General features: G+C 67.0%; 21 protein-coding genes. 14 read left to right on the top strand and 7 right to left on the bottom strand.

Annotation, left to right across the window (positions count from 1 at the left end; all coding sequences use genetic code 11):
• Nucleotides 1-98: 98 nt before the first annotated feature.
• On the bottom strand, nt 99-908 hold the full coding sequence (locus ACODRZ_RS08815) for an IclR family transcriptional regulator domain-containing protein (protein WP_488970049.1): 810 nt from the start codon (nt 906-908) through the stop codon (nt 99-101).
• Between the two features lie 310 nt (nt 909-1218).
• Between ACODRZ_RS08815 and ACODRZ_RS08810 the strand changes: the two genes are divergently transcribed.
• The 9 genes from ACODRZ_RS08810 to ACODRZ_RS08770 all read left to right on the top strand — a co-directional run bounded on the left by ACODRZ_RS08810 (nt 1219) and on the right by ACODRZ_RS08770 (nt 10346).
• Nucleotides 1219-2535, top strand: a complete 1317-nt coding sequence (locus tag ACODRZ_RS08810; RefSeq protein WP_488970050.1) for an MFS transporter — start codon at nt 1219-1221, stop codon at nt 2533-2535.
• A 60-nt stretch (nt 2536-2595) separates the two neighbouring features.
• Nucleotides 2596-3981 (top strand): 3-isopropylmalate dehydratase large subunit, encoded by a 1386-nt coding sequence (gene leuC, locus ACODRZ_RS08805; protein WP_488970051.1) that lies wholly within the window; start codon nt 2596-2598, stop codon nt 3979-3981.
• Nucleotides 3981-4574 carry a 3-isopropylmalate dehydratase small subunit gene (locus ACODRZ_RS08800; protein ID WP_488970052.1) on the top strand — a complete coding sequence of 198 codons (594 nt, stop codon included), beginning with the start codon at nt 3981-3983 and terminating at the stop codon, nt 4572-4574. The genes leuC and ACODRZ_RS08800 overlap by 1 nt, the downstream gene beginning before the upstream one ends.
• Entirely contained in the window at nt 4571-5425 is an 855-nt protein-coding gene (locus ACODRZ_RS08795; protein ID WP_488970053.1) for an isocitrate lyase/PEP mutase family protein, read from the top strand. Before ACODRZ_RS08800 ends, ACODRZ_RS08795 begins: the two co-directional genes overlap by 4 nt.
• Nucleotides 5425-6549: a zinc-binding dehydrogenase gene (locus tag ACODRZ_RS08790; protein WP_488970054.1), complete on the top strand. Its 1125-nt coding sequence runs from the start codon at nt 5425-5427 to the stop codon at nt 6547-6549. Before ACODRZ_RS08795 ends, ACODRZ_RS08790 begins: the two co-directional genes overlap by 1 nt.
• 226 nt (nt 6550-6775) lie before the next feature.
• Nucleotides 6776-7990, top strand: coding sequence for an alpha/beta hydrolase-fold protein (locus ACODRZ_RS08785; protein WP_488970055.1), 1215 nt, complete (start codon nt 6776-6778; stop codon nt 7988-7990).
• Nucleotides 7991-8195: 205 nt separating this feature from the next.
• Nucleotides 8196-8786, top strand: coding sequence for an ureidoglycolate lyase (locus tag ACODRZ_RS08780; RefSeq protein WP_488970056.1), 591 nt, complete (start codon nt 8196-8198; stop codon nt 8784-8786).
• Between the two features lie 2 nt (nt 8787-8788).
• The gene (locus ACODRZ_RS08775; protein ID WP_036528996.1) at nt 8789-9145 is read left to right on the top strand and encodes a hypothetical protein; all 357 of its coding nucleotides are present in this window, start codon (nt 8789-8791) and stop codon (nt 9143-9145) included.
• A 16-nt stretch (nt 9146-9161) separates the two neighbouring features.
• Nucleotides 9162-10346, top strand: a complete 1185-nt coding sequence (locus ACODRZ_RS08770) for a class I SAM-dependent methyltransferase (protein WP_488970057.1) — start codon at nt 9162-9164, stop codon at nt 10344-10346.
• Between the two features lie 190 nt (nt 10347-10536).
• Here ACODRZ_RS08770 and ACODRZ_RS08765 read toward each other — a convergent pair whose 3' ends face one another.
• The 6 genes from ACODRZ_RS08765 to ACODRZ_RS08740 are packed head-to-tail and all read right to left on the bottom strand — an operon-like array spanning nt 10537 to nt 16976.
• A complete protein-coding gene (locus tag ACODRZ_RS08765; RefSeq protein WP_488970058.1) occupies nt 10537-11490 on the bottom strand; it encodes an alpha/beta fold hydrolase in 954 nt (317 codons plus the stop codon).
• A 10-nt stretch (nt 11491-11500) separates the two neighbouring features.
• Nucleotides 11501-12886, bottom strand: a complete 1386-nt coding sequence (locus ACODRZ_RS08760) for an MFS transporter (protein WP_488970059.1) — start codon at nt 12884-12886, stop codon at nt 11501-11503.
• A 2-nt stretch (nt 12887-12888) separates the two neighbouring features.
• The gene (locus ACODRZ_RS08755; RefSeq protein WP_488970060.1) at nt 12889-13899 is read right to left on the bottom strand and encodes a phosphotransferase enzyme family protein; all 1011 of its coding nucleotides are present in this window, start codon (nt 13897-13899) and stop codon (nt 12889-12891) included.
• Complete coding sequence (locus tag ACODRZ_RS08750) at nt 13886-14701, bottom strand: alpha/beta fold hydrolase (protein WP_488970061.1); 816 nt, start codon at nt 14699-14701, stop codon at nt 13886-13888. Before ACODRZ_RS08750 ends, ACODRZ_RS08755 begins: the two co-directional genes overlap by 14 nt.
• Entirely contained in the window at nt 14698-16110 is a 1413-nt protein-coding gene (locus ACODRZ_RS08745) for an MFS transporter (RefSeq protein WP_488970062.1), read from the bottom strand. The genes ACODRZ_RS08750 and ACODRZ_RS08745 overlap by 4 nt, the downstream gene beginning before the upstream one ends.
• Entirely contained in the window at nt 16107-16976 is an 870-nt protein-coding gene (locus ACODRZ_RS08740) for an alpha/beta fold hydrolase (protein WP_488970063.1), read from the bottom strand. The genes ACODRZ_RS08745 and ACODRZ_RS08740 overlap by 4 nt, the downstream gene beginning before the upstream one ends.
• 118 nt (nt 16977-17094) lie before the next feature.
• On the opposite strand from ACODRZ_RS08740, the gene ACODRZ_RS08735 reads away from it, so the two are divergent.
• From ACODRZ_RS08735 to ACODRZ_RS08715, 5 genes are all read left to right on the top strand, one after another.
• Nucleotides 17095-18396 carry a M24 family metallopeptidase gene (locus tag ACODRZ_RS08735; protein ID WP_488970064.1) on the top strand — a complete coding sequence of 434 codons (1302 nt, stop codon included), beginning with the start codon at nt 17095-17097 and terminating at the stop codon, nt 18394-18396.
• Complete coding sequence (locus ACODRZ_RS08730) at nt 18393-19235, top strand: LLM class flavin-dependent oxidoreductase (protein WP_488970065.1); 843 nt, start codon at nt 18393-18395, stop codon at nt 19233-19235. Before ACODRZ_RS08735 ends, ACODRZ_RS08730 begins: the two co-directional genes overlap by 4 nt.
• Nucleotides 19235-20461: an LLM class flavin-dependent oxidoreductase gene (locus tag ACODRZ_RS08725; protein ID WP_488970066.1), complete on the top strand. Its 1227-nt coding sequence runs from the start codon at nt 19235-19237 to the stop codon at nt 20459-20461. Before ACODRZ_RS08730 ends, ACODRZ_RS08725 begins: the two co-directional genes overlap by 1 nt.
• On the top strand, nt 20458-21432 hold the full coding sequence (locus ACODRZ_RS08720; RefSeq protein WP_488970067.1) for an alpha/beta fold hydrolase: 975 nt from the start codon (nt 20458-20460) through the stop codon (nt 21430-21432). Before ACODRZ_RS08725 ends, ACODRZ_RS08720 begins: the two co-directional genes overlap by 4 nt.
• Nucleotides 21433-21740: 308 nt before the next feature.
• Nucleotides 21741-24254 (top strand): TonB-dependent receptor, encoded by a 2514-nt coding sequence (locus tag ACODRZ_RS08715; protein WP_488970068.1) that lies wholly within the window; start codon nt 21741-21743, stop codon nt 24252-24254.
• Nucleotides 24255-24321 lie beyond the last annotated feature (67 nt).

The following is a 24321-nucleotide window of genomic DNA, read 5'->3' as shown; positions in this document are numbered from 1 at the left end:
TTCCCACCCACCGTTCCATCGGTCCTGCGAAGTCCCGAAAAGCAAAACGCCCGGTCGCGAGACCGGGCGTTTTTCGTGCGACCGTCAGATGATTCCGATCAGTTCAGAACCGGAAACTCCATGTCCGGCAGTTCGGTGCAGTTGATCTCTTCGGTGATCGCTGCCGCCGTCGCCTTGAGATCGGCAAGGTGGCGCTCCACCGCTTCGCCCTGCTTCATGGCAGCGGCGAAGTAGATCATCGTCAGCGCCGCCTCGAACTGGCCGTCGCGGAAGATCGGCACCGCCACCGACGAGGTCTTGCCCGGCGTGAGGTTGTGCTGCCCCCAACCGATCGCCGCGTAGCCTTCCTCGCGGATCTTGTTGAGCGTGTTCACCGAGACATAGGCGGTGAGGTCCTGCTCCGACGGCGAGCCGACGAGCGAAACCCAGTCCATCACCCGGTCGAGCTGTTCCGGCGTCATGTGCGCAAGGCACACGCGGCCCGAAGCGCAGTCCATCAGCGGCAGGCGGAAGCCCGGATAGTACCGCTCGAAGGTCAGCGAGGTGTCCGCGTGGGTCGAATCGCGCACGACCATGTGCGTGCCGATGCGGACCGTCAGCGAGACCGGCCAGCCGATCTTTTGCGTCAGCGCCCGAAGATGCCGACGGCTGTGCTCCACCAGGAAGCTGTCCGCCTGAAAACCCTGCGACAGCGACTGGACGAGCGCGGTAGGCCGGTAGAACTTGCGCGCCGGCTCCTGCTCGATAAGACCCTCATGCATCAGCGTCTGCACGATGCGGCAGGCGGTGGGATAAGGGATACGGCCGCGCTTCGAGATCTGCATCATCGAAAGCGAGCCCATCTGGTTTATTTCCTGAAGTATCGAAATAGCCCGGCAAACCGCCCGGATCGGTACACCTCGTTCCATAGCTTCACCCCAAACCCGTTTTCTTGATCGGACCCCTCCTCCGATGTTTGTGAAGCTATCGTTACGCTTCCGATTACCGCCTGGCGAATGCTTTTTTATCCGCAGGGTGACCACAAAATCCGCACACCGACCAAAAAACGGCAGATGCGCGTGTTTATCCGCGCAGCGGATCGCGGTGAAATGTGCCTGTCATACGCTTGATGACGATGAGACGTTTCCCTTCCGCCCTGCGTGGAGGCCGAACTTGCTTCAGACACCCCGGAACGAATCCGAATCACTCGCTCCTCCGCCCCCTCTCGGAACGGGCACCATGGTGCGCTACGGCCTCGGCCAGACCGGCGCACAAGTCTTCCGCGACACTCCGGCGGCGCTGCTGCCCGTCTACATGACCACCGTGCTCGGCGTCCCGGCATGGCTGGCCGGGCTGGTGATTCTTCTCCCAAAGCTGTGGGTCATCGTCTGCGATCCGCTGGTCGGCGCGTGGTCGGACCGGCGCGAAAGTTCCATCGGCCGCGTCCCGTTCCTCGCCGGGGGGGCCATCGCCACGAGCATCGGCTTCGTACTGCTGTTCAACCTGCCGGCAATGGGTTCCCCCTATGTCGCGGCCGCCGCGACAAGCGCGGTGTTCCTGCTGGCGATGACGGCCTTCAGCGCGTTCTCCGTGCCCTATCTCGCCGTCGCCGCGACCCTTTCCGCCGACCCGCACGAGCGCACCAAGCTGCTGGCATGGCGCATCGCCTTCACCACGCTCGGCGTCGTGCTGGGCATCGGTCTTGCCCAGCCTACGGTCGTCTGGCTCGGCGGCGGGCGTCAGGCGTGGAGCGTGATGTCGGTGATCTTCGCCGCGCTGTGCCTGGCCTCCATGCTCGGCTGCGCGCTTGGCCTGCGTTCGCGCCTGCACCGCCCGGCAGCGGCGAAGGCGCCGGTGCCCTTCATGCGGATGCTTGGCGCCGCGTGGCGCAACCGGGCGTTCCGGCAGCTGACCGCGATCCATCTGCTCCAGACGGTCGGGCAGGCGTGCAGCTATACGGTGGTGGCGCTGGTCTTCGTCTATCTCGTCGACCGGATCGAACTGCTGACCGCCTATGTCCTGATCATGTCGCTGGCGGGCCTCGTCACGCAGCCGCTGTGGCTGCGGATCTCGCGCCGGATCGGCAAGATTTCGCTGTTCGTCTATCTCTGCCTCGGCTGGTGCGCGGTGACGCTGACATGGCTTGGCATCGACTGGGGGGACGGCATCTCACTGGGCGCGGTCAGCGGCAAGGACGTGCTGATCCTGCTGCGCGGGGCGGTGATCGGCGTGACCAACGCCGGGTTCATCCTGCTCGTCACCTCGCTGTTCACCGACACCGTCCATCTTGGCGAGCACGAGAGCGGCATCGAAGGCGGCTATGCGGGCCTGTGGTCCGCCTGCGAGAAGCTCAGCTTCGCGCTCGGCCCGGTGATTTCAGGCGCGGTGCTGAGCCTGTGCGGCTTCGTCTCCTCCACCTCCGGCCCGGCGCAGCAGAGCCCCGCCGCGCTGTTCGGCGTGGTGCTCAACTATTCGCTGATCCCGGTGGGCTTCTTCCTTGCCAGCCTGCTGCTGGTGCCGGGGCTGGCGCGGGCGATGCGGGGCGACTATCCGTAGAACGGACATGCCGCGCCGATCGCTCGACGGTGCCTCCTGCCCGTTCCAATGCGTGATGTGATGACCAGCCAATCTGCTCCGAAGACGCTCTACGACCGCCTCTGGGACGCGCACACGGTGGTGCGCGGCGATGCGGGCAAGGACCTGATCTACATCGACCGCCACCTCCTTCACGAGGTGAGCACGCCGCAGTCCTTCGAGCTGCTGCGCGACAATGCGCTCATGGTGCGTCGTCCGGTGACGCAGCTGGCGGTGCCCGACCACGCCGTGCCGACTTCGGAGCGCGGCGGTGCGATCAAGGGCGAACTGGCGCGCAAGCAGGTCGCGCTGCTGGAGGCGAACTGCGCCGAGTTCGGCATCGAATACCTCGCGCTGGAGGGCGAGCGGCAGGGCATCGTCCATGTCATCTCGCCCGAGCAGGGCTTCACGATGCCCGGCATCTCGCTCGTCTGCGGCGACAGTCACACCGCCACCCACGGCGCCTTCGGGGCCTTGGCCTTCGGCATCGGCGCCAGCGAGTGCGGCACCGTCATGGCCACGCAGACGCTCTGGCAGGCGCGCAACAGGAACCTGCGCGTCCACTACGCCGGGCAGCTGCAGCCGCATGTCACGACCAAGGATATGATCCTGGCCCTGATCGGCACGATCGGCGCGGGCGGCGGCATCGGCCACGCCATCGAATTCACCGGCGAGGCCGTGCGCGCCGCGTCGATGGAAGCGCGCATGACGCTGTGCAACATGGGTATCGAGGCCGGATCGCGCGTCGCCCTCGTGGCGCCGGACGAGACCACCTTCGCCTGGCTCAAGGGCCGCCCGCGCGCGCCGCAGGGTGCGATGTGGGATCAGGCCGTCGCCTACTGGCGCACCCTGCGCTCCGATGACGACGCCGTGTTCGACCGCACGGTCGAGATCGACGCCGCCGCCATCGCTCCGCAGGTCACATTCGGCACCTCGCCGGATCAGGTCATGGCGGTGGACGGCACCGTCCCCGCTGGCCCTGCACGCGCGCTGGACTACATGGGGCTTGAGGCGGGCAAGCCGATCGCCGGGATCGGCATCGATTATGCCTTCATCGGCAGCTGCACCAACAGCCGCATCGAGGACCTGCGCGCCGCCGCAGGCGTAATCCGTGGCCGCCATGTCGCCGATGGCGTCACCGCGATGGTCGTCCCCGGCTCCACCGTCACCAAGCACCAGGCCGAAGCCGAAGGGCTCGACAAGGTGTTCGAGGCGGCGGGCTTTGCCTGGCATCACGCGGGCTGCTCGCTCTGCGTGGCGATGAACGGGGACTTCGTGCCCGAGGGCAAGCGTTCCATCTCCACCTCCAACCGCAATTTCGAGGGCCGTCAGGGCGCGGGCGCGCGCACGCACCTCGCCAGCCCGGCGATGGTCGCCGCCGCCGCGATCGCCGGCCACATCGTCGACGTCCGGAAGGAGTTCGCCTGATGCCCGGCTTCACCCCCTTCACCGCCCCCGCCTTCGTGCTGGACGAGGACGACGTCGATACCGACATCATCTTTCCCGCACGCTTCCTGCTGCACACCGAGCGCAAGGGGCTCGGCCGCTTCGCCTTCCATGACCGCCCGGCCCTGCTCGAAGCCTACGAGGCTGCGGGCAAGCCGCCGGTGCTGCTGGCAGGCGCCAACTTCGGCTGCGGATCGAGCCGCGAGCACGCCGTCTGGTCGCTCGACGGCATGGGCCTGACCGCCGTGTTCGCGCCCAGCTTCGGCGAGATCTTCCGCGGCAACTGCGCCAACAATGGCATGGTGGCAGGGATGATGGAGCCCGCGACGCTCGCCGCGCTGCAGGCGCTGGCGAAAACGGGCAACGACCTTGCCATCGACCTCGCCGCGCAGACCGTGACCTGCGCCGGGCAGCAATTCGCCTTCACCGTTCCCGACAGCGACCGCGAAATGCTGCTCGCCGGCTGGAACAACACCACCCGCATCCTCGCCCTGCACGGGCAGGACATCACCGCATTCGAAAAGGCCCAGCGCTCAGCCGCGCCGTGGCTCTGGACAGAGGAAACTGAAGCATGAGCGCAAACATCCTGAAGGCCAAGCTGGCCAAGGGCGAGTTCTTCCCGGTCCCCGGCGTGCACGACATGATCGCCGCGCTGATGGCGGAGCGCGCGGGCTTCGACGTCGTCTACGGCAGCGGCTACTGGACGACCGCCTCGGGCTACGGCCTGCCGGACGCGGGCATCGTCAGCTACACGCAGATGCTGGACCGCATGGCGACGATCAAGCGCACCATCGGCTCGGCCCTGATCGCCGATGCCGACACCGGCTTCGGCGGCCTCCTCAACGTCCACCACACCGTGAAGGGCTACGAGCAGGCGGGCATCGCCGCGATCCAGATCGAGGATCAGGAATTCCCCAAGAAGTGCGGCCACACCCCGGGCAAGCGCGTCGTCACCACCGAGGAGATGGTCGACAAGATCAAGGTCGCCGCCGAAGCGCGCGAGGACATGCTGATCATCGCCCGCACCGATGCCTACCAGAGCTTCGGCCTCGACGAGACGATGCGTCGCCTCGAAGCCTACGACAAGGCAGGCGCCGACATCCTCTTCCCCGAGGCCGTGACCACCGAGGAAGAGATGCGCAAGGTCTGCGAGACCTTCGGCAAGCCGGTCATGGTCAACATCGCCAACGGCGGCGTGACCCCGCCCTACCCGACCGAGGTTCTGGCCGAACTGGGCTTCGCCTTCGCGATCTACCCTGCGCTGACCAGCCTCGTCTCGGCCCGCGCGATGGAGCTGGCGCTGAACCAGCTGCGCGACCACGGCACCGGCGAGCCGACCGAGCCCGGCCTGTTCGACTTCAAGGAATTCTGCTCGCTCGTCGGCTTCGAGGAGGTCTGGGCGTTCGACAAGAAGTGGGCACGCTGATGAACGGCAAGACCCGCGCGGCCGTCCTCGCCCAGTCGGGCGGGAATGCCAAGCCTTACGCCGAGAACGCACCGCTGCGCTTCGCGGAACTGGACCTCGACGCACCCGGACAGGGCGAAGTGCGCGTTGCCATCGACGCGGCGGGCCTGTGCCACTCCGACCTGTCGGTGGTGAACGGCGACCGCGTGCGCCCGATGCCGATGGCGCTGGGCCACGAAGGTACCGGCATCGTCGAGGCGCTTGGCCCCGGCGTCACCGGCCTTGAGGTCGGCGACCGCGTGGTGCTGGTGTTCTTGCCGTCGTGCGGCCGCTGCACTCCCTGCCTCTCGGGCGAGGGCTACCTGTGCGAGACGGGCGCTGCGGCCAACGGGCGCGGCGAGCTGATCGGCGGCGGCTTCCGCCTGCACGACTGCGGCAACGACGTGCACCACCACCTCGGCGTCTCGTGCTTCGCGACGCATGTGGTGGTCGACCAGCGCTCGACCGTGAAGGTGGACCGCGACATTCCCGCCGAAGTCGCGGCCGTCTTCGGCTGCGCGGTGCTGACGGGCGTGGGCGCGGCGATCAACAGCGCGGCGATCCGAGCGGGCGAGACGGTCGTGGTCTTCGGCCTCGGCGGCGTCGGCCTTGCCGCGCTGATGGGCGCGGTGGCGAGCGGCGCGGCGACGGTCATCGGCGTGGACCTTGCGCCGAACAAGATCGCGCTGGCCGATGATCTCGGTGCGATCGGCACCACCCCGGACCAGCTTGAGGCCGTCATGGCCGAGCATCTGGGCGGGAAGGCGGACGTCGTGATCGAAACCGTCGGCAACGCCAAGGTGCTGGCCTCCGCCTACACCGCCGCGCGCCGTGGCGGCCGGGTCGTCACCGTGGGCCTGCCCGCACCCGAGCAGCGGCTCGACCTGCAGGCCGTCTCGCTGGTGGCCGAGGGCAAGTCGCTGATAGGGTCCTACATGGGCTCGTCGATCCCGGCGCGCGATATTCCGCGCTACGTGGCGATGTGGAAGGCGGGCCGCCTGCCGGTGGACCGCCTCATCAGCTCCACGCACAAGCTGGACGAACTCAACGAGATGCTCGACGCGATGGATCGCGGCGAGGCGATCCGCCAGATCATCCGCTTCTAAGGCATGGCCTCACCTCCGTCATTGCGAGCATAGCGAAGCAATCCACCGCGGCTTGCAACTGCCCTGGATTGCTTCGCTGCGCTCGCAATGACGACGTGGGGGTGTGATTGGCATGCACGTCGAAATCCGACAGGCGGGCAAGGCGCGGCGCCCTCCTTGCCCACAGCCGCTTACTGACATCGACTGAGACCGGCAGCGATAGGCTGCCATTATCAGGGATCCCTGCATGTCATCCAGGCTCGCTTTTCTGGCCGCGCTGAGCGCCGCCGCCACCATGCCGCTTGCGCCCGCCGCTGCGCAGCAGCTGGTCCAGCTTGATCCGTCCTCCTGCGTCGTGCCGCCGTTCTATCCCGGCCCCGCTCCCTACAAGTCGGTAGAGCAGCTTCCCGACCAGCGCGTGACCTTCCGCATCTGCGCGCCCGATGCGAAAGAGGTGCTGCTTACCAGCACCGACATCGCGAAGATCATCCCGATGGGCTTCCCGCCCGGCACGCCGCAGGGCCTGACGATGGCGAAGGACAAGACCGGCCTGTGGACCGTCACCACGCCCCAGCCCGTCCCCGCCGACACCTATCGCTTCGCTTTCCGCGTCGATGGCGTGAAGACGCCCGACCCGCTCGGCAAGACTTTCTCCGAGGAACTGAAGGGCATCAATTCCACCTTCGAGGTCACCGGCCCCGAAGGCGCGTTCCAGACCTGGGATGCCAAAGTCGCCCACGGCACCGTCTCGACCGTGGAATACTGGTCCAATTCGCTCGGCATCAAGCGCCGCGCCCATGTCTACACGCCGCCCGGCTACACGAAGGACGCCCGCAAGTACCCGGTGCTCTATCTGGTCCACGGCGCCGGTGACAGCGACGACAGCTGGACCAGCGTGGGCCACGCCAACCTGATCCTCGACAATCTGATCGCCAGCGGCAAGGCCGTGCCGATGATCGTCGTCATGCCGGACGGCCACACGCCCGTGCAGGCGGGCAAGGTCGTGATGACGCTCGACAACCCGGACTTCGGCAATGACCTGATCAAGGACCTGATCCCTTACGTCGATGCCAACTACCGCACCGACGCGCGCCCGGCGACGCGGGCGATGGCGGGCCTGTCGATGGGCGGCTCTCACACCCTGCGCAACGGGTTGACCCACCCCGACCTGTTCCGCTGGATCGGCGTATTCTCGATGGGCCTGGGCGTCGGTCCCGACAAGGGCCGCGCGGATGACTACGCGAAGACTTACGATGCCGCGCTGAAACAGTCGGCGCGCGATCTCAAGCTGCTCTACTTCGCGATGGGCAAGGACGACTTCCTCTACGGCACCGTCGCGCCGACCCGCGCGCTGTTCGATCGCTACCACATCGCGTACCATTACAACGAGACCGGCGGCGGGCATGAATGGCCCAACTGGCGCCGCTACCTCGCGGACTTCGCGCCGAGGCTGTTCCGCTAGGCCGAGGGGGCTTCGACAAGCTCAGCCTGAGCGGGGTGGAGAGGGCCGTGACTACTAGTCCCTGCACCACCCCCGCTCACCCTGAGCTTGTCGAAGGGTCGCAGCACCGCCCTCTCCATCTGGCGATCAATTTATTGTTGCACCCTAATAGATTTCCGATTCTCGATCATTCTCGCCTCGCCAGAAAGGCAGAGGGAAGACAGGGATGACACAGGACAGCCGGGCCACCGGCGAATTGACGGTAATCCAGCTCGAAGTCGAGCCGGCAAGCGCCGAGGCGCTGGCCCCGTTCGGCGCGATCGTCGGCCGCGAGGCGCCGGTCACGCCGGTCTCGGTCGACTTCTACAAGGGCGCGGTGAAGATGAGCTACCCGGCGCGCTTTATGTGCGAGCACCCGGTGGAGATCACCCTCGCCCAGATGGACCGCCGCCAGGGGGAGGTGCGCTACATGGAGCGCCATTTCCAGCACACGCAGGCATTCCTGCCATTGGGCGGCAAGCCCTTCGTCGCAGTCATGGCCCCTCCCGGCGAGGACGATCTGCCCGACTTGTCGAAAGTCCGCGCTTTCCGCTTCGACGGCAGCGCCGGTTTCGCCATGCACATCGGCACCTGGCACGAATTTCCCTTCGCTGTGGAGGACGGCACCGACCTCGTCGTGATCCTCTCCAGCCAGACCGGCTACGACCTCAAGGCCAAGAATGCGCAGACCGAGGAAGCCCACGGGCCGGACCTCGACAAGAAGGACATCGTGGCGCGCACCGGCCACGTCTTCCGTTTCGATCTGGGAGTGAACTGACAGTGGCGGACCGCATCAACCTCGACCGCAAGGCGCACTCCAAGGGCAGCCAGCCGGTCATCTTCGAAAGCGAGACGACCGACGCCCTCGCCGGCATGGTGCTGGCGCTGCTGGGCGAAGTCGTGGTTCTGAAGGACCGCCTCGACGCGAACGAGCGCCTGCTCGCGGCGGCGGGCTTGCATGGCCCGGCGGACATCGACATGTTCGCACCCGACGCGCAGACGAAGACGGAGCGCAGCGCCTATCGCCAGGCGATCTACGACCGCGTGCTCGGCTCCGCCCGCGACAAGCTGATGCCCGAGGCACTCGCACAGCAGAACGACTACGAAGGCGTCCTCGACGCCGTGACCCGCGACTGAGGCAGGAGGATCACCCATGGAACAGTACCGCCAGGAACACTTCGGCCACGCGGTCATGCCGCAGGCCACGCATGACGAGCAGGCGATGGAAGACCACTTCCTCGCGATGCGGGCGTGGACCAACCGCAACATGGACCCGCTCGACCGCCGCCTGCTGGACGAAGTGATCGTCCCCGGGATCGAGAAAAAGACCGGCACGAAGCCCACCTCCAGCGCGCAGGTCCGTCAGGCGCTGGAAGCGCACCCGCTGCACCAGTACTGGCTGACGCTCTCGCTCACCTACCAGGACCGCATCTGGCAGGCGCTGGACGGCGCGATCGACCGCCAGTACGACGAACTCGCAGGCAAGGTGAAGGCGCAGGTGGCCGAGCCCAAGGGCTCGCTGCGGCTGAACCCGGAGCTTGAGATCCCGCGCTACATCGCCGCCTTCGACCATCACCGCATGCCGGGCAGCTACGTGGTCGATACCGCGCAGGACGATTTCCGCGCCGGTGCCCTCTATGACCGCTTCGCGTCCACCTACCTGCGCAATCTCAACGGCGGATGGAAGAACGACGGGCGCGGGCACAGCCTCGCCAGCCACGTTCAGGACTTCTACCCGGACTTCAAGCCGAAGCGCATCCTCGACCTCGGCTGCTCGGTCGGCCATTCGACCGTCGCCATTGCGCAGGCTTTCCCGGACGCGGAGATCTTCGCGCTCGACGTCGGCGCGCCGATGCTGCGCTATGGCCATGCCCGCGCGGAATCGATGGGCGTGCCGATCCACTTCAGCCAGCAGGACGCCGAGCGCACCGACTTCGCGGACGGCAGCTTCGACCTCGTCTGCTCCTCGGCCGTGATGCACGAGACTTCGGCCAAGGGCATGCGGCAGATATTCAGGGAGTGCCACCGCCTGCTGCGGGACGGCGGCGTGATGTGCCACGTGGACGTGCCGCCGCGCCACGAGCACCTGTCGCTCTGGGACCAGATGCGCTGCGACTTCGAGAGCCACTACAACAACGAACCGTTCATGACCTCGCTGGCGCGGATCGACTGGCACAAGGTCGCCGTCGATGCCGGTTTTGCCGGTGACACGGTGCTGGTGGGCTACCGCAAGGGCACGTCCTACCTGAAGCCGGACCGTGAGGACTTCTTCACCGAAGGCCACCCGCAGGGCCACGCGATGATCGGCAGCTGGTACGCCTGTTCGGCGATGAAGTGAGGTTGAGGCGTCGTCCCGGACTTGATCCGGGACCGCTGGCCTTCCGAACCGAGGGCGTTTCGACAGGCTGTGCCTGACCCTTCGACAAGCTCAGGGTGAGCGGGGTTGGTGTAAACCTCTCAAACCGGCTCATGGAGAGAAAATCTCTCAACCGCTCAGGCTGAGCTTGTCGAAGCCCCATCGGCGGTAGCTACTTCCCCGCCACGCGCTTCAGGAACGGCATCGCCGCTTCCACCGAGCGCGCGGGGCAGTCCATCGGCATCATGTGCCCGCACTGCGCCACCACTTCGAGCCGCTTGTCCTTCGCCCCGAGCAGATCGAGCGCCTGCCGCCCGTCCTTCTCAAGCGGCACTTCATGGTCATCCGAGGACCACAGCAACAGGCTCGGCACGGTGATCGCACGCAAGTCATCCGGCGTGCGCGCGAACGCCAGCGAGCCCGTCGCCGCCCTCATCGCGCCCGCCGTGGTGGCCGGATCGCGCATCGCGCGGTTGTTGAGATCGGTCCACTGCGCCACCAGTCCGGGCGTGACCGCCTTGGCGTCCAGCATGTTCGCCAGCATGATCTGGCGCCAGAATTCGGGCTCGTGCCAGCCGGGATGTTTCGCATCCTGCGCCACGGCGTCCTTGAGCGCCTGCGGCATCGCCTCGTAGTCGATCTTGAGCGGCCCGGCGGCGATGTTGGACAGGATCACGCCCGAGACGCGCTCCGGCCGCGCGGCGGCATAGGCGGCGGTCTGCACGCCCGCGCTGGAAGTGCCGACGATGACGAAGCGCCGCACGCCCAACTTGTCCATCAGCGCGTCGATCACGGCAATGCGCTGGCTCAGTTCATAATCGTTGCGCGGGTTCGGGCCGGAGAGGCCGAGCGGCGACTGGTCGAAGCGGATCACGCGGTAATGGCGCTTCAGCTTCGCCGCCCAGCCGTCCCACTGACGCAGGTTCGCATAGGAGCCATGCAGCAGCAGGATCGCCGGGCCGCGCCCTTCGTCGACGTAGTGCAGCGGCTCTCCGGCCACCGTCTCGAAGTGCGAAGCCGGGAGGGCGTAGCGTTCGCGAAGCTGCGCGTCGGAGGGCACCTCGGGCGGCTGAGCGCCGGCCATGGACGTAATCGCCAGCATGGCGGCTCCGAATACCCAGCGCATCGTCATCTCCTTAAAGGGCTTCCCCTGCGAGCAGGCGCGCACATTCACTGTCACCGCGCAGGCGCGCCTTGCGGATGGCGCGAAAGGCCACGGCGTAGAGCCCGGTGCCCAGCAGCAGGAACGGCACGCAAACCAGCGCGATCGACCAGCCGACGCTTGCCGGATCGCCGAACACGCGCTCGGTCACGCTGGCGACCATGAGCGGGCCAAGGCTCGCCCCGAGGATGGTGTTGAGCACCAGCGTCAGCGCGATGGAGCTGCCCCGCATGCGCGGCGGCACCACCGACTGCAGCGTCGCGAACATCACAGTGCCGACGACCGAGAACACCGCATTGGCCGAGGCGACCAGCACGGTCGCGAAATGCAGCTCGTGCGCCAGCACCGAAAGCGTGAAGGGCAACGCGAAAAGCGGCGCGACCGACAAGATGCGGAACCGCGCCAGCGTGTCGCCCGAACGCATCGAGCGATCCAGCAACGTACCGCCGACCAACGGCCCGATCGCCGAAAACAGAATCGACAGCGGACCAAGCCACGCACCGAGATAGGCCGGGGTGGCGCCATAGGCGCGCAGCAGCATCGAAGGCGCCCACGACGCGCCGCCGTAAGCGACCGTGAAGCAGGTCGCGAAACCGAAATAGAGCGGCAGCAGCACAGCGCGGTTGCGCCACAGGTATGCCGCCTCCGCCGCGCCGGGCACTTGCGCCGCAGCCTTGGGGGCATCGCCCTGCCGGGGCGGCTCGCGCGTCAGCAGCAGCATGGCGAGCGCGATGACGAGCCCGCAGGCGCCGAAGATCACGAATACCGTGCGCCACGGAACCAGCGCGCCGAGCACCGGGAAGCCGAGGAACGCCCCCGCTCCCGCCGCCGCGAGGATCAGGCTGGTCAGCGAGATGGCGATGCCGTTCGCCAGCCCCTGCCCCATCATGTAGACCGAGATCGGCCGCCCGCGCCGCGCGGGTGCGAAGAGGTCCGCGATCAGCGAGATCGCGGCCGGGCCAAGCGCCGCCTCGCCCAGCCCCACCAGCAGGCGCGCCGCGAAGAGCGAGCCGAACGATTGCGCCAGCCCGCTCCCGATCGTCGCAAGGCTCCACAGGCCGATGCCTGCGACGATCAGGTTGCGCCGCGAAATGCGGTCGGCGGCAAGGCCCATGGGGATGCCCATAAAGGCATAGAACAGCCCGAAGGCGAGGCCCTGCAGCAGCCCGATCTGCTCGTCGCTGATGCCCAGCGTGCCGCGGACCGGGTCGACCAGGATGTTCAGCGCGGCCCGGTCGATCACCGACAGGATACCTGCGAGGAACAGCATGATCACCATGGTCCAGGCGCCGCGCGTGTTCGGCCGCACGGCGTCGGTCGCGGAGACCTCAGGCATATCGAGAGCGATCGGGCCGGCCATCGTCAGAGCAGTCCGGCAGCGCGGGCGCGCGTCTTGATGTAGTCGCCCAGCCAGTCGAGGTTGCGGAAGCGCAGCGTGCCGCGTCCCACCGCCGTCGAGCTATGCGCCATCCCTGCGACAAGGCGCAGGCACTTGGCCATCAGGAATACTTCGGTGGCATCCTTCTCTTCAGGCGTGAAGGGACGCACGGATTCGTAGCCCGCTTCGAAAGCCTCGCCGATCTTCGGATCGAAGCCGTAGAAGAGGTTGCCCCACACGAAGTTCTGCACGTCCTGCATGAGGAAATCCTCACCCGCCGCGTCGAAATCCAGAAGCGTGATCTGGCCGTCTTCCGCCACGTGGACATTGCTCGGGTGGAAGTCGCGGTGGCACACACCGAGCGGAACCTTGCCCGAAGCAGCGTATTCGTCCAGCCGCTTGTCGAGGTTGGCGGCGATGATCGGGTAATCGTGCAGGTCGTCCGGGCGATCGTAGACGAAGTCGATCAGCGCGGGCATGCAGATGTTGTAGTCCTTGGCCGTCTCGGTCGAGAACTTGTGGTCCGCGCCTGCCTGTTCCTTGGCCCATGCGTCACCGTGCAGGTGCATTTCGGCCATGGCCGCGCCGATGCGGAAAGCCGTTTCCTCGGACAGGCGATCGCCGAACTTCACGCCGGGCGCCCAGTCGTAGAGCGCAAGGGCACGCTCGCCCTCGGGCGACATCACCTTGAAATAGAGCTTGCCGTCATGCTGCGGTACGCCGACCGAGGCGGGGAAGCCCGCGCGGCGCAGGTAGTCGAGGAAGTCCAGTTCATAAGACACGTCGTCGACATCGCGGTAGGTCTTGCGCCAGACGCGCAGGGCGTACTTCGCCTCTGCGTCCTGCACCAGATAGACGTCGTTCATGCCGCGATAGAGCAGGAAGCAGGTGAGGTCGCCCTTCAGCGCATAGCGGCGCGCCACTTCGCGGACGATGAAGTCCGGGTGGAGGACCGAGTGCGATACTTCGGCAAGCGGAAGGTCAGAGGTGGTCAAGGAAGTCTCGCAATTCATCAGCTAGTCGCTCCGGTGCAATATCGAAAATGTCGCGGTCGAGATCGGTAAGCTCGACCACTCGGCAGGAAGGCAGCCGCGCGGCCGCCTTGAGTGAAAGGTGCATGAGGTCTTCGGCGGGCTGCAGCAGCAGCGCGGGCTGGGAGACCTGTTCGAGACGGGCGAAGTCCCACGACCACACGCCCCGATAGGCCCAGGTGAAGCGGTCCATCGCACGCGCCTTGTCGGCGAAGTTCAGCGCGGCCTTCTCCAGCGGGACGCGGGCGTCGCGCTTGCCGACGACGTACGCCCATAGGCCCGCCGTCAGGTCGCGCACCACGGTGCCTTCCTCGTCGAGCGAGGGGTAATTCTCGGCATCGGCAAGGCGTTTGGCGAGGGCCTCGGCGTCATACATCGGGATGCCGGTAAGGCCGACCGCGCGGACCCGGTCGGGCCGGGCGATGGCAAGCTCGCAGGCGAGCAGCGAGCCGGTGTGGAAGCCGTAAAGATCGACCTTGCCCGCCAGCACGCCTTCCTCCGTCAGCGCATCGAGCGCATCGGAGAAGGCGGCCGCATAGCCCGCCATGCCCGGGGGCGCGGACGGCGAATCCGACATGCCGTAGCCCGGCGTATCGAAGGCCACGACCAGACGGTCGGCGGCGAGCGCGGCGATCAGCGGCTCGTACTCGAAGGATGATGACGGGTTCTGGTGGAGCAGCACGACGGGCGCGCGCTCCACTGCCGTTCCGGCGATGCGGTAATGCATCTGGCCGTAGCGGCAGGTCGTATAGGCTCTTCTGATCACAGGGCGGTGTTCCCGAAGCCCTCTTCGCTGCGCAGGCGCGCGGCGGCGAACTTGTCTTCGTCGAGGTCGTAGGCCCACAGGAACAGCCCGTTGATCGTGAACATGATCGAGGGGATCACCGCGAAGCCGACCTTCAGCGCCAGCATCGCGCTCTCGGGCTGCTTGACGATCGCGCCGCCCGTCGTCGGCACGTAGCCGAGCGCATGGAGAAACACGCCGAGCACCGCAACGCCGAGCGCGAAGCTGACCTTCTCGACCACGGCGATGGCGCTGGAGAGCAGGCCCTCGCGCGCCTCGCCGGTCAGCACGCGGTCATAGGCCTGCGTGTCGCCGAGCATCGAGATCGACATGAGGATGATCGCGCCCGAACCGAGCCCGCCGCCCACCGCACGCACCATGATGCCGACGGTGGTGATGGTGTTGTCGGCCAGCAGCCAGCTCAGCGTGGTCAGGCAGAAGATCACCACGCCCCAAAGGTACGTGCGGCGCTTGCCGATGGTCTTTCCGCTCCACACCCACAGCGGCATGGCGAGCGCGGTGACGACGTTCTGCGTCACGGCCATGACGATCTGGCCGGTATAGCCCACGCCCACGACGTTGAGCATGTAGAGCAGCATCGTCGATGCGACCGAGGCGAACGAAAGGAACTGGAAGACCTTCGCGCCCAGCAGCATCATGAACGGCCGGTTGCGGGCGATGGCGCGCATCTGCGCGAAGCCCGGCAGGTGCTTTCCGGTCGCGGGCTGCGTGCCGTGCTGGACCGGCACCGAAAGCGCCGTCGCCGTCATGGCGCCGCCGATGATGAGCGCCATGACGAGGCCCATCGTCGCGAAGCCCGCGCGGCCCGCGCCGCCGCTCTGGATCAGCCACGCAGTGCCCGCCATCGCCAGGAGCTGGCCGATGGAGACGAACACGGTGCGGAAACCGATCAGGCGGGTGCGTTCGTGGAAGCCGTCGGTCAGTTCGGCGGGCAGCGCCATGTACGGCACGTTGAACAGCGAATACGCAGTCGAATAGATCACCAGCGCGGCGATCATCCAGACCATCAGCGCGCCCTGCCCCATGACCGGCGGCGCGAACAGCATCAGGAACGACACCGCCGAAAGCAGCGCGCCTGCAGCCAGGAACGGCTTGCGACGGCCCCAGCGGGTGCGGGCGCGGTCGGACAGGCTGCCGATCACGACGTCGATCACCGCGTCGGCCAGCTTGGAGACCATCAGCAGGTAACCGGCGATCTCCGGCGACTGGCCCAGCACGGTGGACATCAGCGCCGGGAAGTACGTCGTCACGGTGTTGAGCATGATCGACACGCCGACCGTGCCCACCCCGAAGCCGAGGCAGATGCCCATGCCTAGGCGCTTGTGCGCGCCAGTTTCGCTGCCAATCCCGCTAGTGGCGTCCATCTTCATGCTCCGGCTCCGAGGAATTGCGCGATTACTTCCGCCTTGGCCTGCGCCGAGCCGCCGGTGGATGCCTCATGCCCATCGGCCAGCAGGCCGAGCGCGGTCTTCACCGAGGCGTTGAGCAGGGCCAGTTCGGTCTCAGGCTTGAGCAGCAGGGTCGGTGCGGCGATCCGCGCCATGCGCTCGAACGCGCGGTAGCGGAACGCGGCGATATAGGGCTTGGGGTAGGTATCCAGCGCCTTGAGCACGTCGAGCGTGATCCGATGCAGGATCTGCGGCGGCGGCATCGGCACGGCGAGGCGGTGCTCGGCGTCCTTCATGAAGTGCGGGAAGAACAGCGCCTGGTCGCGGCAGAAGTTGAAGGCCCAGATCAGATGGCGGCCGTATTCGTCGGGCTCCACCACGGGTGCATAGTTGGCGACGACGGCATCCCGCAGTTCGTCCTCGTATTCGGTGATACCGTCAAGGACGAGGCGGCGCACGCGGCCTTCATGGCCCGCCGCCAGTTCGCAGGCGATGCGCGCGCCGGTGTGGGTGCCGTAGGCGTCTACCGCGTCGAAGCCGAGCGCCGTGCAAAGCCGGTCCATCGAATCGGCGAAGTAGCCAATGTCGGGCTCGGCCGGGGCGGGCGGCGGCGAATCGCCGTTGCCCAGCGTGTCGGGCGCGACGATCTCGCCCAGACGGCCTGCCGCGCGCAGGGCGAGCATGAAGTCCTGCAGGAACCAAGAAGAGGCAGGCGAGGCGTGGAACAGCAGCAGCGGCGTGTGCCCCGGCTCTGCGGCCGGAAGGCGCCGCAAGTGAAGCTGGCCCTCGTCGAGCCGCACGAAAGCGCGCTCGATCTGCGCAAATGGGTTCTTGTCAGTCGGGTTCATGAGAGGCAGGCTATCGCAGTCGCTCGCCAAGCCACGACATGAAGAGAAAATTTATCGGCTAGCGAATAAAACTTTAGCACTGAGCGCGAACCGCGCCCGGTCGTGTTCATATTGCAGCATGGACACGACACTCCTCCCCGACGATGGCGCGTTACTCGCGGCGCTCGAGCGCGAAGGGCCGATGAACCTCGCCCGCGCGCTCGCCGTCATGGAGCAGCACGATCTGGCCGGGCTGGTGCTGGGCGATCCGATCAACGTGTTCCACGCGCTGGGTCACTGGCCGCAGATCGGACGCACCCGCGCCGGGCAGCCGCCGGGCACTTTCGCCCTGATCGCGCGTGAAAGGCCCGAGAATCCGGGCCTCGTGACCAGCCGCTTCCTGCATCACTACAGCTGGGCAGACGGCCGCAGCCGCAGCGACGTGGCGGTCTGGCTCTATACGCACATGGGCGACGAGGGCGACGAGACCGCGCTCGAAGTGCCCTTCTCTACTGTCCTTCCGGAACGGCACTCAGCGGCACTCAGCGGCACCGAACGGCACCGGGCGGCCGTCAGCGCGACCCTCAGCGGCGCCATGACCGCACGCAGCGACGCGGGCGGCGCGATAGTCGCCGCCATGAAAGGGCTCGGTCTGTGGCAGGGCCGGATCGGCTTCGACCACACCGTCATCGCCGCAGTCGCCGAGCGTCACGACCACCCCGGCGCGATGGTCCAGGCCGACAACATCCTGCGCGAGATCCGCCTCGTGAAGTCGTCGCTGGAACATGCGCTGATGGCGCGCGCGGCGCGCTCCAACGTCGATGCGCTCAACGCGGTCGGCCATGCGATCCGCGCGGGCGCCACGCACGTCGAGCTTCAGGCGCTCTATCGCATGGAGTGCGCCGCGCGCGGCAACACCGCACTGTTCCTCAACGTCGACCGCGTCTCCTCCGACCTCTCGCGCCTTCAGGTCGAGGACGGGCAGACGCTGATGCTCGACGGCGTCAGCCAGTTCCTCGGCTACCATGGCGACTTCGCGCGCACCGTGTTCGTCGGCGAGCCGACGCGCGAAGCGCGCCGCGCCGCCGAGGCCGCCGCCTTCGGCTGGCAGGCGGTGCGCGAACAGCTGCGCCCGGGCCTGCGCTATTCCGAGATCGCCGCGATCGGCGAGGCCGCGATCCGCGCTGCCGGGTACGAGGCCGCGATCGGCTTCGGCCCGCACAGCGTCGGCCTTGCCCACACCGACGAGCCCGGCGAAGTCCACGGCGGTTTCTGGCGCAAGCCCGACATCGTCCTCGAGCCGGGCATGATCCTCTCGGTCGACTGCCCGACGCTGGATACCGGCATCGGCGGCTCGGCGCATTGCGAAGACCTCGTCCGCATTACCGAGACCGGCTGCGAACCCATCCATCCTCTCCACGACCCGGTGATCATCGTATGACCAGACCTTTCATCCTTTCCGCCTCCGTGGCCGAACCGGCCTTCGCCGTACCCGGCCATGCCCGCGCCGTGCTGCAGGCCGCCGAAGCGGCCGGGTTCGACCTCCTCATGCTCGGCCGGTCGGGCGAGCGCCCGTTCGACGCGCAAGTGCTCGTCGCCTGGGCCGCGCCGATGACCTCGACGCTGGGCGTGGTCGCCACCGTGCCCGCATCGAAGGCGCACCCCTTCCATGTCGCGCGCGCGCTGTCGGCAGTGGACTTCCTCGCCGCCGGGCGCACCGGCTGGTCGGTGGCCCCCGAAGGCGCGCCCGCAGGCATGGCCGAGGACATGGTCGGCGCCGCCCGCGCGCTGTGGGACGGCTGGGGCAGCGACACGCTGATCCTCGACAAGGAGAGCGGCCGCTACCTCGACGCATCGAAGGTCAAGGCATCGAACTACAAGGGCGCGTTTTTTAAGGTGGCGGGGCCGGTCAACGCGATGCGCCCGCCGCTCGGCCATCCGCTGCTGGTGGTGGACGGCGACGATCCGATCGCGATCGACGATGCCGACATCGCGCTGGTGTCCGACGGCACCGCCGCACCGCAGGCGACGAAGCGGCTGATCAAGGTCGGCGCCGATGCCGACGCCGCCATGCTGGCCGAACGCTTCGAGGCGCGCGAGATCGACGGCGCGCACTTCACGCTGAACGATGCCCTTGCGCAGCTGCCGCAGATCGGCGCGCGTCTTGCCTCCCTGCTGGCACCTCGCCCGGCCGGAGACCTGCGCGCGCGGCTTGGCCTGCCCATCCCTTCCACCGCCTCCAACCAGCCCGGCGGCGCCGTGATCCCGGAGATCGCATGATGCAGAACCAGATTCATCTTTGGGCCTTCCTGCAGGGCATCGGTTTCTTCCCGACCGGCTGGAAGCATGAGCGCGCGCGCCCCGAGGGCGTGTTCCACATGGACTACTACACCCGCGTCGCGCAGTTGGCCGAACAGGGCCGCTTCGACGCGATCGTCTTCGGCGATCAGCTGCAGTCGCGCGGCGCCGGTGGGCGTGCGCCCGAGCGTCTGGCGATGCCGACGCTCGATCCCGTCACGCTGCTGACGGCGATGGCGGCGGTGACGAAGCACATCGGCCTCGTCGCCACCGTCTCCACCACGTACAACACGCCCGAGATGCTGGCCGAGCGCTTCGGCACGATGGAGCGCATCACCGGCGGGCGTTCGGGCTGGAACATCGTCACCACCGCGCACCCCGACACCGCGCCCAACTTCGGCGAGACCGAACTCCCGCCCAAGGACGCACGCTATCGCAACGCCGTCGAAGTCGTCGCCCGCGCCTGCGAACTGTGGGCCGCGATGGACCGCGAGGGGCCGCAGCTGCCGCAGGGCCGCCCGGTGCTGGTGCAGGCGGGCCAGTCGCCCGACGGCCGCGACTTCGCCGCGCGCACGGCCGAAGCGATCTTCTGCCCCGCCGCCACGATCCAGGCGGGTGTCGATTTCCGCACGGACTTGCGCAGCCGCGTGGCGGGCGTCGGCCGGAGCCCTGACGGCGTGCGTATCATGCCGGGCCTGTCCTGCGTGCTCGGCGGCACCGAGGAAGAGGCCCGCGCCGAGCATACCGCGATCCTCGACCTTGCCGACGATGCGCTGGCGATCGAGTATCTGTCGGAATCGCTGTGCTGCGACCTGACCGGCTTCGATCCGCTCGGCCAGATCCCGGTCGACGAGATTCTCGCGAAGACCCTGCTGCCGCAGGGCGACGTCGCCCGCTCGATCGTGCCGGGCGCCGAGAAGGGCACGCCGCTGGGCGAGTTCGCCGCCAACTTCATGCGCCACCCGCGCGGCCACAACGTCTTCATCGGCACGCCCGAGCAGATGGCCGACATGATGATCGAGTGGCGTGACGCGGGCGCCTGCGACGGCTTCACCCTGCAGCCCAGCTACATGCCGGGGGGCCTTGAAGACTTCGTCGGTCAGGTCGTGCCGATCCTGCAGGCGCGCGGCCGCCTGCGTACCGACTATCCGGGCACCACCCTGCGCGAGACGCTGGGCCTGCCCGCGCGCGAAGCGGTGACGGCATGAAGATCGGCCGCATCGCACTCGCCACGCTGGGCGCAGTCGTCCTCGTCGGCGGCGGCACCGTTCTGGCCTTGCGCACCGGAGCGGGCGAGTCCGACCGTGCGCAGCTGGAAAAGCGCTGGGCCGACGGCCCCTCGCGCTTCGTCACCATCGACGGCGTGCGCCTGCATGTGCGCGAGGAAGGCCCGGTCGGCGCCCCGGTGATCGTCCTGCTCCACGGCTCGATCGTCAACCTGCACGAGTGGGACGACGTCGCCGCGATCCTCAAGGACAAGTACCGCGTCGTGCGCTTCGACTGGTCGCCTTACGGCCTGACCGCGCCCGATCCTTCCGGGGTCTATTCGACGCCGCGCTCGGCCGAGCTGATGAACGGGCTGCTGACCAGGCTCGGCTACGACAAGTTCGCGCTCGTCGCGACGTCGAACGGCTCCAACGTCGGGCTCGAATACAACCGCGCCTATCCCGGCCATGTGACGGCGATGGCGTTCTCGATGCTGCCGCTGGAGCGCCCCAGCCAGACCCGCAAGGTCAACTGGCGGCTGAGCTGGAGCCTGCCGGTGTTCAAGTCGGTGCTGCCGAACTGGCGCCCGCACTGGTTCTGGCGCGCCATGCTGGAGGATACCACCCCGCCCGGCTTCCAGCCGACCGACCGCATGGTCGACCAGATCACCGAGATGAACAACCTGCCCGGCGCGCTGGGTCGGCAGGCGCAGTACATCCAGGCGAACGTCAAGGCGTTCAAGACCTCCGACGTCGGCGCCGTGGCCGAAACCGTGCACGTGCCGGTGCTGCTGCAGTGGTGCAGCTACGACGACGTGATCTCGCAAAGCGCCGGTGCCTCCGTCAAGCGCTTCACCAACGCGCCGGTGACGCTGATCGAATACCCCGACCTCGGCCATTTCCCGATGTGGGAAAAGCCACAGAAGTTCGCCCGCGACCTCGAAGCATGGCTCACGAAAGTCGCGGTGCGGTGATTTACCCGCCTGTCGGACGCCGGAGCATCCGACAGGCGAACAAAGGACACGAGCCTCTTCAACAGAACGTGAGTTAAGGGAATTCTTACGGCGATAAAAATTTCTTGATTCACGCAGAATCGCAAGTTGAAATTTTATCACGATCGGGCCGACGGGACGGCCATTGGCTTACTCTCTTCCAGTTCTGCGCGTCAGTGCAGAATGCGCATAGTATCATTACAAAAACTGATGGCAGTGAAATTCGCAGATACGCAGGGAACGTGACAACAATTGGCGCCGCAAGCGCGCCTTTAACATTGAGGGACGAAATGACCGGCAAATATAAACTCCAGTTCGCCTCCACTTTGTCTGGCATTGCTATTGCATCAAGCCTGGCCGCCGCTCCCGCGATGGCGCAGGACACCGGCGGCGACATCATCGTCACCGCACGCAAGACCGGGGAAGACATCCTCAAGGTTCCGGTCACCGTTACCGCGATCACGTCCGAAACGCTTGACGCCAAGGGCATCGTCTCGGTCACCGACATGGCCGCCTCGACCCCGGGCATCAACGTCAACAACAGCTCGTCGGGCCACGCCGACCGCTCGTTCCAGCAGGTCGTCATGCGCGGCATGACGCCGTCGACCACGCTGGCCACCACGACCTCGATGTTCATCGACGGCGTCGCGGTGTCCTCGCCCTCGCAGGTCAGCGCGATCAGCAACCCCGAGCGCGTCGAGATCATCAAGGGTCCGCAGAGCGCCTACTTCGGCCGCAACACGTTCGCGGGCGCGATCAACGTCGTGACCAAGATGCCCGGCAACGACTGGGGCGGCGAAGTGCTCGGCATGCTCGGCACGCGCGAGAACTGGCGCCTGCGCGGATCGATCGAAGGTCCGATCATCCCCGACCTCCTCTCGTTCCGCATCAACGGCGAGCAGTATTCCAGGGACGGTTCGTGGAAGAACCAGGACGGCGTGACGCTGGGCGACCAGCAGACCAAGAGCGCCTCGCTCCTGCTCGCCATCACCCCCGCCTCGAACGTCACCATCAAGCTGTTCGGCATGCTGAGCGAGGACAAGGACGGCCCCTCCGCCCAGACCCGCCTCTATTCCTACGACGTCAAGGCGCCGAACGGCAGCACCGTCGTCCAGGGTCAGGCGAACTGCATCCTCACCGGCGATACCCGCGGCGTGCTCAACCCGGTAACCGGCCTGCCCGCCGGCGCTGCGGTGCAGAACCCCTACTTCTGCGGCACCATCCCGACGATGGCGAACCCGGTCACCGCGAACGTCACCAACACCGACTTCGTGCGCCAGTTCCTCAACATCGGCACCAACCGCATCGTCGATCCCTCGGAAGGCGTGCAGGGCTACGGCCTGCTGCGCCGCACCAAGCATGCCCACGCGACGCTCGACTGGGAGGTTACCGACGGGCTGACCGCTTCGGCGCTTGCAGGATATAACCGTGAGGTCTGGACGACCTTCATCGACCTGGACAGCTACGACGGCAGCGCCCTGCCCAGCGGCTACGACTACAACGGCAACGGCACGATCGACGCCTCCGAAATCTTCGGCGAAGGATACTTCAACTATCCGTACCTGATCGAACGCAAGATCGACGACTTCTCGCTCGAAGGCCGCCTACAGTACGTGTCGGGTCCGTTCCGCGGCGTCGCGGGCATCAGCTACCTCAGCGCCGACCAGCTGCAGGGCCTGGGTGGCGGCACCGGCGCGCTGACCGCGTCCAGCCTCTCGCCCGGCGGTCTCAGCCGGAACAAGACCACGGGCCTGTTCTTCGGCCTGACCTACGACGTGACCGACACGATCTCGGCCAGCTTCGAAGGCCGCTACCAGATCGACCAGCTGCAGGCGTTCGCCCGCCCCTCCGGCGTGAGGGTCGCATCGAGCGCGTTCATCCCGGCTGGCTTCTACACCGGCGGCACCGTGCTCGCGAGCGCGAAATACAAGAACTTCACCCCGCGCGCGATCGTCAACTGGCAGATCAGCCCGGACACCATGGTCTATGCATCGTGGGCCAAGGGGGTGAACCCGGCGCAGTTCAACACCAACATCTTGTCGCAGGTCGAAAGCGTGCAGGATGCCGCTGCCGCTGCCGGTGGCCAGCTCGCCATCGAGCCGGAGAAGATCACCAACTACGAGCTCGGTCTGAAGGGTCGCATCGGATCGACCCTGCGCTACACCTTCGCGGCCTACTACGCCCAGTGGCGCAACCAGATCAACTCGACCATCATCGTCGCGCCCGACGCCACGCAGCCCACCGGCTACAGCTTCGTGACCGCATCGATGAACGCGGGTTCGGTCAACTTGCGCGGTATCGAGGGTGAAGCGTCCTGGCGCCCGACCGAGTTCCTGACCATCGACGCCGCCGGTGCGATCAACGACTCGGACATCAAGGCCTTCGCCAGCTCCACGGTCAGCGCCCTGACCGGAATCTACGACTATTCCGGCAAGGAGATGAAGAACACCTCGAAGTACTCGGCCAACGTCGGCGTCCAGGTCGGCACCGAGATTTCGGGCTGGGACAAGGGCAGCTGGTTCGTGCGCGGCGACTGGAACTTCAAGTCGGGCGTGTGGTCGAACGAGGCGAACCTGGCACGCACGCCGGACCTGCACCTGTTCAACGCGCGCGCGGGCATCACGCGGGGCAACCTCTCGCTCGAGGCGTTCGTGAACAACATCTTCAACAACAAGACGCCGCTGACGATCTCGGACAACTACACGCTGTCACCGGGCTTCGTTTATGCGGCGCGGACCTCGGCGCTGATGCTGGGCCTGGGCGACCTGCGTACCGCAGGCGTGCAGGCGAAGATCACGTTCTGATCCGACGCTGCAGCGACACAAGGAAAGGCTGGGGGAAACCCCGGCCTTTTTTTATTCCTCCCCGAGC

It is taken from the genome of Novosphingobium sp. FG90, from assembly GCF_057808725.1.
Note: the sequence above shows the minus strand (reverse complement) of the source record. Positions and strands in the feature narration are given on the sequence as shown.

Excerpts from the sequence above, each read along its gene's own strand:
- ACODRZ_RS08810 (WP_488970050.1), top strand. The coding sequence starts at position 1,219 with ATGGTGCGCTACGGCCTCGGCCAGACCGGCGCACAAGTCTTCCGCGAC.
- ACODRZ_RS08735 (WP_488970064.1), top strand. The coding sequence starts at position 17,095 with ATGGACACGACACTCCTCCCCGACGATGGCGCGTTACTCGCGGCGCTC.
- ACODRZ_RS08760 (WP_488970059.1), bottom strand. The coding sequence starts at position 12,886 with ATGGCCGGCCCGATCGCTCTCGATATGCCTGAGGTCTCCGCGACCGAC.
- ACODRZ_RS08800 (WP_488970052.1), top strand. The coding sequence starts at position 3,981 with ATGCCCGGCTTCACCCCCTTCACCGCCCCCGCCTTCGTGCTGGACGAG.
- ACODRZ_RS08715 (WP_488970068.1), top strand. The coding sequence starts at position 21,741 with ATGACCGGCAAATATAAACTCCAGTTCGCCTCCACTTTGTCTGGCATT.
- ACODRZ_RS08720 (WP_488970067.1), top strand. The coding sequence starts at position 20,458 with ATGAAGATCGGCCGCATCGCACTCGCCACGCTGGGCGCAGTCGTCCTC.
- ACODRZ_RS08790 (WP_488970054.1), top strand. The coding sequence starts at position 5,425 with ATGAACGGCAAGACCCGCGCGGCCGTCCTCGCCCAGTCGGGCGGGAAT.
- ACODRZ_RS08740 (WP_488970063.1), bottom strand. The coding sequence starts at position 16,976 with ATGAACCCGACTGACAAGAACCCATTTGCGCAGATCGAGCGCGCTTTC.
- ACODRZ_RS08780 (WP_488970056.1), top strand. The coding sequence starts at position 8,196 with ATGACACAGGACAGCCGGGCCACCGGCGAATTGACGGTAATCCAGCTC.
- ACODRZ_RS08730 (WP_488970065.1), top strand. The coding sequence starts at position 18,393 with ATGACCAGACCTTTCATCCTTTCCGCCTCCGTGGCCGAACCGGCCTTC.
- ACODRZ_RS08785 (WP_488970055.1), top strand. The coding sequence starts at position 6,776 with ATGTCATCCAGGCTCGCTTTTCTGGCCGCGCTGAGCGCCGCCGCCACC.
- ACODRZ_RS08725 (WP_488970066.1), top strand. The coding sequence starts at position 19,235 with ATGCAGAACCAGATTCATCTTTGGGCCTTCCTGCAGGGCATCGGTTTC.
- ACODRZ_RS08770 (WP_488970057.1), top strand. The coding sequence starts at position 9,162 with ATGGAACAGTACCGCCAGGAACACTTCGGCCACGCGGTCATGCCGCAG.
- ACODRZ_RS08765 (WP_488970058.1), bottom strand. The coding sequence starts at position 11,490 with ATGCGCTGGGTATTCGGAGCCGCCATGCTGGCGATTACGTCCATGGCC.
- ACODRZ_RS08745 (WP_488970062.1), bottom strand. The coding sequence starts at position 16,110 with ATGAAGATGGACGCCACTAGCGGGATTGGCAGCGAAACTGGCGCGCAC.
- ACODRZ_RS08815 (WP_488970049.1), bottom strand. The coding sequence starts at position 908 with ATGGAACGAGGTGTACCGATCCGGGCGGTTTGCCGGGCTATTTCGATA.
- ACODRZ_RS08795 (WP_488970053.1), top strand. The coding sequence starts at position 4,571 with ATGAGCGCAAACATCCTGAAGGCCAAGCTGGCCAAGGGCGAGTTCTTC.
- leuC (WP_488970051.1), top strand. The coding sequence starts at position 2,596 with ATGACCAGCCAATCTGCTCCGAAGACGCTCTACGACCGCCTCTGGGAC.